Genomic DNA, 7594 nt, shown 5'->3' with positions numbered 1-7594 from the left:
GGCGCCTCCTCAACGTCGGGAACCACCCGCCCCCCGGACCGTGGGACGGTGGTCGCCCGATAGCATCGTCGAACATCCCCACCGAACCGCGAGGTTCCCCCTGATGCCGTTCAACCCGTTGCGCCGGAACCGCCCCGAGAGCGACCCGGGCGAGAGCACCGAGGGTCAGGGGGACGAGACCTCCAACCGTCGTACCGCCATCGTGCTGCTGACCGCGGCGATCCCGGTCCTGATCGGCCTGTACGCGGTCGCCCTGTTCTGGTCGCGGCCGATGTCCTACGGCGAGGAGGTCCGCCTCGACGAGTTCCTCACGATGGCGGCCTCCGGTCGGGTCCAGGATGCGGTGATCCTCGACCGCGACCGGCGGGTGCTCGGCGAGTCCGACCGCGGCAGGTTCTGGGTCTCGTTCGGCGAGACCGAGACCGCGACCCAGCGGGTGCTCGGCGCGCTCGAGGCGGGCGGCGTGCCGCACCGATTCGACCAGCAGTGGACCAAGGGCTTGATCGACCCGCTGACCGTGCTCCTGCCCGCGCTGCTGATCGTGGATGCGCTGGTGCTGGTGTTCCTCCTCGTCCGCGGCCGTGGGGACTCCCTGTTCGGTTTCGGGCGGTCCGGAGCGCGCCAGGTCGGCCTCGATGAGTCGAAGATCACCTTCAAAGATGTCGCCGGGCAGGAGGAGGCGATCGAGGAGCTCGCCGAGATCCGCGACTACCTGTCGGCGCCCGAACGGTTCCTGGCGATGGGCGCGACGGTGCCGAAGGGGATCCTGTTGGCAGGCCCGCCCGGGTGCGGCAAGACGCTGCTGGCTCGAGCGGTCGCCGGGGAGGCCGGCGTGCCATTCTACTCGATGTCGGGGGCGGGGTTCGTGGAGATGTTCGTCGGTGTCGGTTCCGCACGGATCCGTGACCTGTTCAAGACGGCCAAGGCCAACAGACCCTGCATCGTGTTCATCGACGAGCTCGACGCGGTCGGCCGTGGCCGGGTCGCCAGCTCTGTGATGGGACAGGACGAGCGCGAGACGACCCTCAACCAGCTGCTGGTCGAGATGGACGGCTTCGAGATGATGAGCGGCGTGGTCGTGCTGGCCGCCACCAACCGTCCCGACGTGCTCGACCCGGCGCTGCTACGTCCGGGCCGTTTCGACCGGCGCATCACGATCGAGCGTCCCGACGTGCGGGGCCGGCTCGGGATCTTGCAGATCCACGCCCGCGGCAAACCCCTGGCCGAGACCGCGGACCTCGAGGCGATCGCGAAGCGGACCCCGGGTTTCTCCGGCGCCGACCTGGCCAGCGTGGTCAACGAGGCGGCCTTGCTGGCGGCCCGCCACAACCACGACACGATCGGACAGGCGGAGCTGGTCGAGGCCGTCGAGCGGGTGGTCGCCGGCCCCGAACGCAGGACACGCATGCTCAGCGACCGCGACCGGCAGCTGATCGCTCACCACGAGGCCGGTCACGCGGTGATCTCCGCGGCGATGCGCGACACCAACGTGGTGCACAAGGTCTCGATCATCAGCCGCGGACACGCGGGCGGCTTGACCTGGTACGCGCCCGACGAGGAGCTGGCGTTCGCGTCGCGTTCGCAGCTGGAGGACCGCCTGGCCGTCCTCCTGGCAGGTCGCGCCGCCGAGGAGCTGTTCACCGGCGAACCGAGCAGCGGCGCCCAGAACGACCTCGAGCGTGCGACGGCGTTGGCCCGCAAGATGGTCACGGAACTGGGGATGGGTCGCACCGTGGGGCCGCTGTCGGTGACGGGGTTCAGCGACGACCGGTTCGACGGCCGCGTGGAAGAGGTGGGCACGAGCGTCAGCCGGGACGTCCAGCAGCTGCTCGCCGAAGCGCTCGATCGGGCGCGGACCCTCCTGGACCAGCACCACGACATGTGGAGTGAACTGGCAGCCAAGCTGGCTGTGGACGAGAGCCTCGAGGGACCGGAACTGGAGCTGTTCCTCGACGGCGTGCGGACACCCGGCCGAGACGCCAGGGCAGCTGCCAGCGGAACCGTCGGCGGCGAGCTGTCACGCGGGTGACCGGCGCCCCGTGCGCGACGCATCCGCGGCGCCCCGGCCCGGCGGTGTGCGCAGACTGTGGCCGCCACCTGTGCAGGGACTGCGTGGTCCCCACCGGTGTCGGCCTGAAGTGCCAACGGTGCACCGGCAGCGGCGGGCGTGGCGGCCACGTCCTGGGTACGCGTCGACGGGTCGTGCAGGCGATCGCCGGGGTCGCCGTCGTGGCGGCCGCGGTCGCCGCGGTCGTGTTCGCGGTCGACCGTCCTTCATCGACAACCGACCGCCAGGCACAGGCTGCCGGCGTGCGGGTCGACCACATCCCGGTGACGTTCGAGGGTGCGGGGGGCTTCACGCTCCACGGCGCCATGGATCTGCCCGAGGGGTTCGACGGCCCCCTTCCCGGGGTCGTGATCGTCCCCGGCTACGGCGACACCACCCGCGACGGTGTGGTCGGTGACGACGGTCCCGGCGACCTGCTGTACCTCGACCTCGGCGTGGCGTTGGCGCAGGAGGGCTTCGCCGTGCTGCGCTTCGACAAGCGCGGCTCCGGCGAGAGCACCCCGCTGACCGACGAGCTGCGGTTCGACCAGCGGGTCGAGGACGCCGTGCGCGCCGTCGCGTTCCTGCGCGACCAGCCGGACGTCGCTGACGACGCGATCTCGGTGGTCGGTCACGACGGCGGCGGAGTGATCGGCCTGCACATCGCCGACGGCGCGCTGGACCTGGACGGCCTCGTGCTGGTCAACGTCCCGGGCCGGCCGCTCAGCGAGGTGCTGATCGCCGAGTTCCGCCGCGCGGGGGACGAGATGCACGATGACGCGGCCGAGGAGCTGCAACGCGCCTTCCAGACGCTGCGTGAGACCGGTGAGGTGCCGCAGGTCAGCGACATGCTCCGGCCGGTGTTCAGCTGGACCCAACCCGGGTACCTGCGCGAGATCATCGACATCGACCCGGCCCAGGCGGCCACCCGGGTGGTCAGCCCGGTGCTGATCGTGCACGGCCAACGCGACGCGTCCATCACCGACGAGGACGTGCAGGCGCTGCGGGCGGGACTCACGGCCGCACCGGAGGTCGACGTGGTGCACCGGCCCGACGCCGACCACACCCTCCGGCTGGCGGGTGGAGGACGCCACGACGGGGCGCACGGTGACAGCGGGGCGCCCGCAGAGCGGTCGGCCCCCGGCGCGCGGGACCGTGCGGCCCTGGACGAGATCGTCCGCTGGCTGGTGGACGTGGCCGGTCGTGAGGCCCAGGCGCAGGACCGCAGCGACCGGGTCGACACCGCCGCCTGAGCGAGGTCCACCGGGCGGACCGCCGCCCTGCTGTCCGCGACCGCTATATGTTGGTTGCACTTACCGGTACATGTTCGCTGCACTTACCGGTATATGTCAGCTGCAGTTACCGCTACGTGTCATCTGCACTTACCGGGTCCCCGATTGGTGGTTATCGTCCGCCAGACTCCGGATGGGATGGGCACCGATGCGACACGTTCCCCGCATGTTGACGGTCTGGCCGGTCACGGTCGGCGTCCTGGTCCTGACCGCGCTACCGGCCTTCGCGCCACACGTCGCCCAACTTCACGCCGATCCGACGCGGGTCGAGCCAGGCGCCCAGGTGAGGGTGTGGGGACCCCGCGGCTACGCACCGGACAGCACGGTCGACATCCGTTTCGGCGCGCCCGACGGTCCGGTGCTGGGGACGTTCGAGACCGACTCACAGTTCTACGCGGCGTTCACGCCGGGCACCGTGACGATCCCGCAGGACGTCGAGCCGGGCGTCTACACGCTGTTCGCCACCCAGGAACTCAACGAGAAGACCGCCTACATCCGTGGCGTGCCGGCCAAGACGGTGATCCGGGTCAGCGCACCGGGGGTGGCCGCTCCCGTGGCCGATGCGCCGTTGTTCGAGGAGGGGTTCGGTCGGTTCCCCCTGGAACCGCGTCCCGCCGGGGTGGCCGTGCAGGACCAGACGGTCGGCTGGTGGCCGCTGGCCGCGATCGCCATCGGGGTCGCCGCCCTGGCGGTGGGTGCCGGCATGCTCGCCGGTCGGTTGGCCCGCAGGCGCAGCGAAGCGGCGCCACAGACCTCCGCGGAGTGAGGCCGGAGCGTCCAAGCACCGAGACGGGAGAACGGTCATGAGGGGACACGACGACGGGTCGCGGCCGATCGGCCGACGAGCCAAGACGACGGTCAGCCGGTGGTCCATCGCCGCGCTGGGAGCGGTGGTCGTGCTCGGTGCGAGCCCGGCCGGCGCCCAGGATCCTGCCCGCGTCACCCGGTCGGTGAACGCCACCGTCGACGACGTCGCCCCGACCAGGACCTACGCGGCGCCCTACGTCCTGGTCGACCCCGCCGACCCGCTGACGGTGGTGGCGGGGACGGTCGACATGCGCGCCAGGACGTGCCACCTGCTGCGCTCGCGCGACGGCGGGCAGACGTGGAGGCTGCTGGACGCATCGCCGTCGCCGCAGGACTACCCGTTCTGCTTCCACACCTCCGGCATGACCACCATGACCCCGATGGGGATGGGACGTGACGGGGCCATCTACATGGGCATGGTCGGTTGGGGTCCCCAGGACGAGGACGCGGGGCGGGACGCGGCCCACGCCGGTTCGCGCGGCAACCTCAGTGTCATCGTGTCACGGTCGGACGACCTCGGCGACAGCTGGCAGCCGGTGGTCGCGCACAACACCCGCGGCCTGGAGGGAGAGGACGTCCAGAACAACCGGCCGGTGTCGTCCCTGGCGGTGGACCGCACGACCGGCGACCAGGACCGGGTCTACGTCGGGTACGTGCAACGCCAGCCCAACGCCGACCCGGAGGTGCCCAACGAGCCGATGGTGGTCGCCTCGACCGACGGGGGCGAGACGTTCTCGCCGCCGGTCAGCGCCTTCGGTGACTTCGAGCGCGTCCTGTCCGCCGAGGAGTTCGACCTCGAGCAGGACCACACGATCGGGGTCTCGTTCAGCGCGGCCCCCCAACTCGCCGTCGCCGACGACGGGACCCTGTACGTGCTGTTCGGGGGCAGCGCCCCCCGCGGCAGCGACCTGGACGATGTCCTGCTGCTGGCGCGCTCGACCGACAACGGGCAGACGTTCACCGTGAACGAGATCGGGACGATGGGGCCTTCGTTCGCCTACCCGACCTTCGCGTGGAGCCCGGTCGGAGGCGAGCAGGGCACCCTGCACATGGTGTACGAGGACAAGCCCGACGGGCCGCTGGGCGACCGGGACGTCTACCACCGCCGGTCGACCGACGGTGGGGCGACGTTCAGCGCACCGCAGCAGCTCAACGACGACGCGGCCGAGCAGCTGGCCGGCCAGTACCAGGCGAGCGTCAGCGTCGCCCCCAACGGCCGCGTCGACGTCGCCTGGTGGGACTTCCGCAACGACCCCGGGCTGTTCGCGAACGACGTGTACGCGACCTGGTCGAACGACAACGGCGAGAGCTGGGCACCCAACGTCCGCGTCTCGGACCAGTCCATCGACCGCGACATCGGCACGTGGAGCAACGGCTTCGACATGCGCCAACCTCCCGGGATCGGCTCGGCCGACGACTACGCGGTGTTCGCCTGGGATGACACCCGGCTGGCCGACGCAGCCGGTCAGTCCCAGGACGTGTTCGCAGCGGCGGTGCAGTTCTCTCCCGTCGCCGTCGCGAACAACACGCTGCGGTACGTGATCGCGGGGCTGATCGGGTTGGCGCTGGGTGGCGCTGCGCTCCTGGTCGTCGGGAGCCGGATGCGCACCGGCCCGCAACCGCAGCAGCGCGAGCGCGTCCCGGCCGGCGTGTGACCGGCGACACGGCGTCGGGGCCAGGTGGAGGGGTGAGCGGATGACGGGGCACAGGGCCTTGGCCGGCCACGCGCGCCAGTGGCGCACGTCGAGGTGGATCGCGGTGGGCGTGGCCGGCCTGCTGGCCGGGGCCGGGCTGATCGGCGGCCACCCGGCCGTCGCCGGCGATGCACAGACAGGGGACCGGTCGGCGAGCCCCGCCGTCACGGCGGCGGTGCAGGTCACCGACAACCCTCGGCCGTCGCGGGCGCACTCGTCACCCCAGTTGGCCCGCAACCCCACCAACGGTGAGTTGGTGATCGTCGAGTCCGAGGTTCGCCACGACTTCGCATGCGTCGTGCGCATCTCCATCGACGACGGACGCAGCTGGTTCCCCGGCGGCGACATCCACGAGGACCCGTGGACACAGTGCTCGCAGAAGCCCATCAACGGGCCGTACGCAACGCTCACGTTCGACCCGGACGGTGTTCTGTACGTCGCCTTCTACGCCAACGACCCGGCCTACGCCGACGACGAGTTCCTTCCGCTGCACATCTTCCTGGCGCGGTCCGAGGACGGCGGGCGCACCTTCGAGACCAACTTCGTGTTCGAGGCGCCAGAGCCGGTCACCGAGAACCGTGGATTGCACAACAACGACCGCCCGATGGTCGCCGTCGACCACTCCCACCCGTCCAACGTCTACGTGGCATGGATGGGCCGGGGCGGCGAGGACGACGACAAACCCACCAAAGCGTTGGTCGCCGCATCGCGCGACGGAGGGCGGACCTTCGGCGAGCCGGTCGATGTCAGCGACGAGCGGGGCGCCTACCAGCCGCGTCCGGCGGTCGACCCCGACGGGACCCTCCACGTCATCTTCCCGATCGGCCTCGGCGCCGTCCCCGAGGGCACCGACCCCTTCCAGGTGGCCCGGACCGTCTACCACCGCCGTTCCACCGACGGCGGCCAGACCTGGTCCGAACCGGTGGAGGTCGACGCGGGCAACGCCGGGTTCTTCGGCGGCCGCAAGTACGTCCTGGCCGCCGACCAGAACGACGGCACGCTCTACGCGGCCTGGTACGCCCACGAGGACACGCACTTCGACCCGGCGGTGGAGGACGTCGACATCTTCCTGCGGTCGTCCACCGATGGCGGCCAGACCTGGAGCGACCGGGTCACGATCAACGACGACGCGGACGAGGACCGCCACATCAACCACTACAACCCGGGGATCTCGATCGCGCCGAACGGGCGGGTGGACGTCGCCTGGTACGACTTCCGCAACAGCCCGTACCCGGAACGCTTCCCCGACGAGTTCTCGCCGCCGTTCAACCACGACGGGTTCCAGGACGTCTACTACAGCTACTCCACGGACGGCGGCCAGACGTGGGCGCCGAACATGCGCATCACCGACCGGATCATCAACCGCGAGATCGGGGTGTGGTCCAACAACGTGCACAGCCACATGAGCGTCGGCATCGCCTCGAGCGACGACGGCGCGTACGTCGCCTGGCAGGACTCCCGCAACGGTGATCGTGACTCGCAGGCCGAAGACGTGTACTTCGCGACCGCGCGGCACGAGCGACCGGCCGGGGCGGCCGGGGCGGGCGCCCCCAACTGGGTGCTGTTCGCCGTCGGGGGCGCCGCCCTGGTCCTCGGGATGGGTCTGGCGATGCTGATCGCCTGGGCGGTCACACGCCGCGGCGGCGTGGCGACGGCGAACGCGCCCGACCGGGCGTGACCGCTGGGGAACACGAACCGGGCGTGACGACGACCGGCGGTGGCACTGGCGGTGGCGCTGGCGGTGGCCGCCGCCC

At 71.1% G+C, this 7594-nt stretch carries 5 protein-coding genes; all 5 read left to right on the top strand.

The window, feature by feature from the left end; all coding sequences use genetic code 11:
* Positions 1 to 103: 103 nt before the first annotated feature.
* Positions 104 to 2029 (top strand): ATP-dependent zinc metalloprotease FtsH, encoded by a 1926-nt coding sequence (ftsH, locus tag M3N57_13060; GenBank protein MDP9023599.1) that lies wholly within the window; start codon positions 104 to 106, stop codon positions 2027 to 2029.
* Positions 2030 to 2112: 83 nt separating this feature from the next.
* Positions 2113 to 3300, top strand: coding sequence for an alpha/beta hydrolase (locus M3N57_13055; protein ID MDP9023598.1), 1188 nt, complete (start codon positions 2113 to 2115; stop codon positions 3298 to 3300).
* A gap of 205 nt (positions 3301 to 3505) precedes the next feature.
* The gene (locus M3N57_13050; protein MDP9023597.1) at positions 3506 to 4105 is read left to right on the top strand and encodes a hypothetical protein; all 600 of its coding nucleotides are present in this window, start codon (positions 3506 to 3508) and stop codon (positions 4103 to 4105) included.
* A gap of 37 nt (positions 4106 to 4142) precedes the next feature.
* The gene (locus tag M3N57_13045; GenBank protein ID MDP9023596.1) at positions 4143 to 5801 is read left to right on the top strand and encodes a glycoside hydrolase; all 1659 of its coding nucleotides are present in this window, start codon (positions 4143 to 4145) and stop codon (positions 5799 to 5801) included.
* Positions 5802 to 5841: 40 nt separating this feature from the next.
* Positions 5842 to 7518: a glycoside hydrolase gene (locus tag M3N57_13040; GenBank protein ID MDP9023595.1), complete on the top strand. Its 1677-nt coding sequence runs from the start codon at positions 5842 to 5844 to the stop codon at positions 7516 to 7518.
* Positions 7519 to 7594 lie beyond the last annotated feature (76 nt).

This window comes from Actinomycetota bacterium (genome assembly GCA_030776725.1).
Classification (GTDB): domain Bacteria; phylum Actinomycetota; class Nitriliruptoria; order Nitriliruptorales; family JAHWKO01; genus JAHWKW01.
The sequence above is the reverse complement of the archived record's forward strand: the minus strand, read 5'-3'. Positions and strand labels throughout refer to the sequence as shown.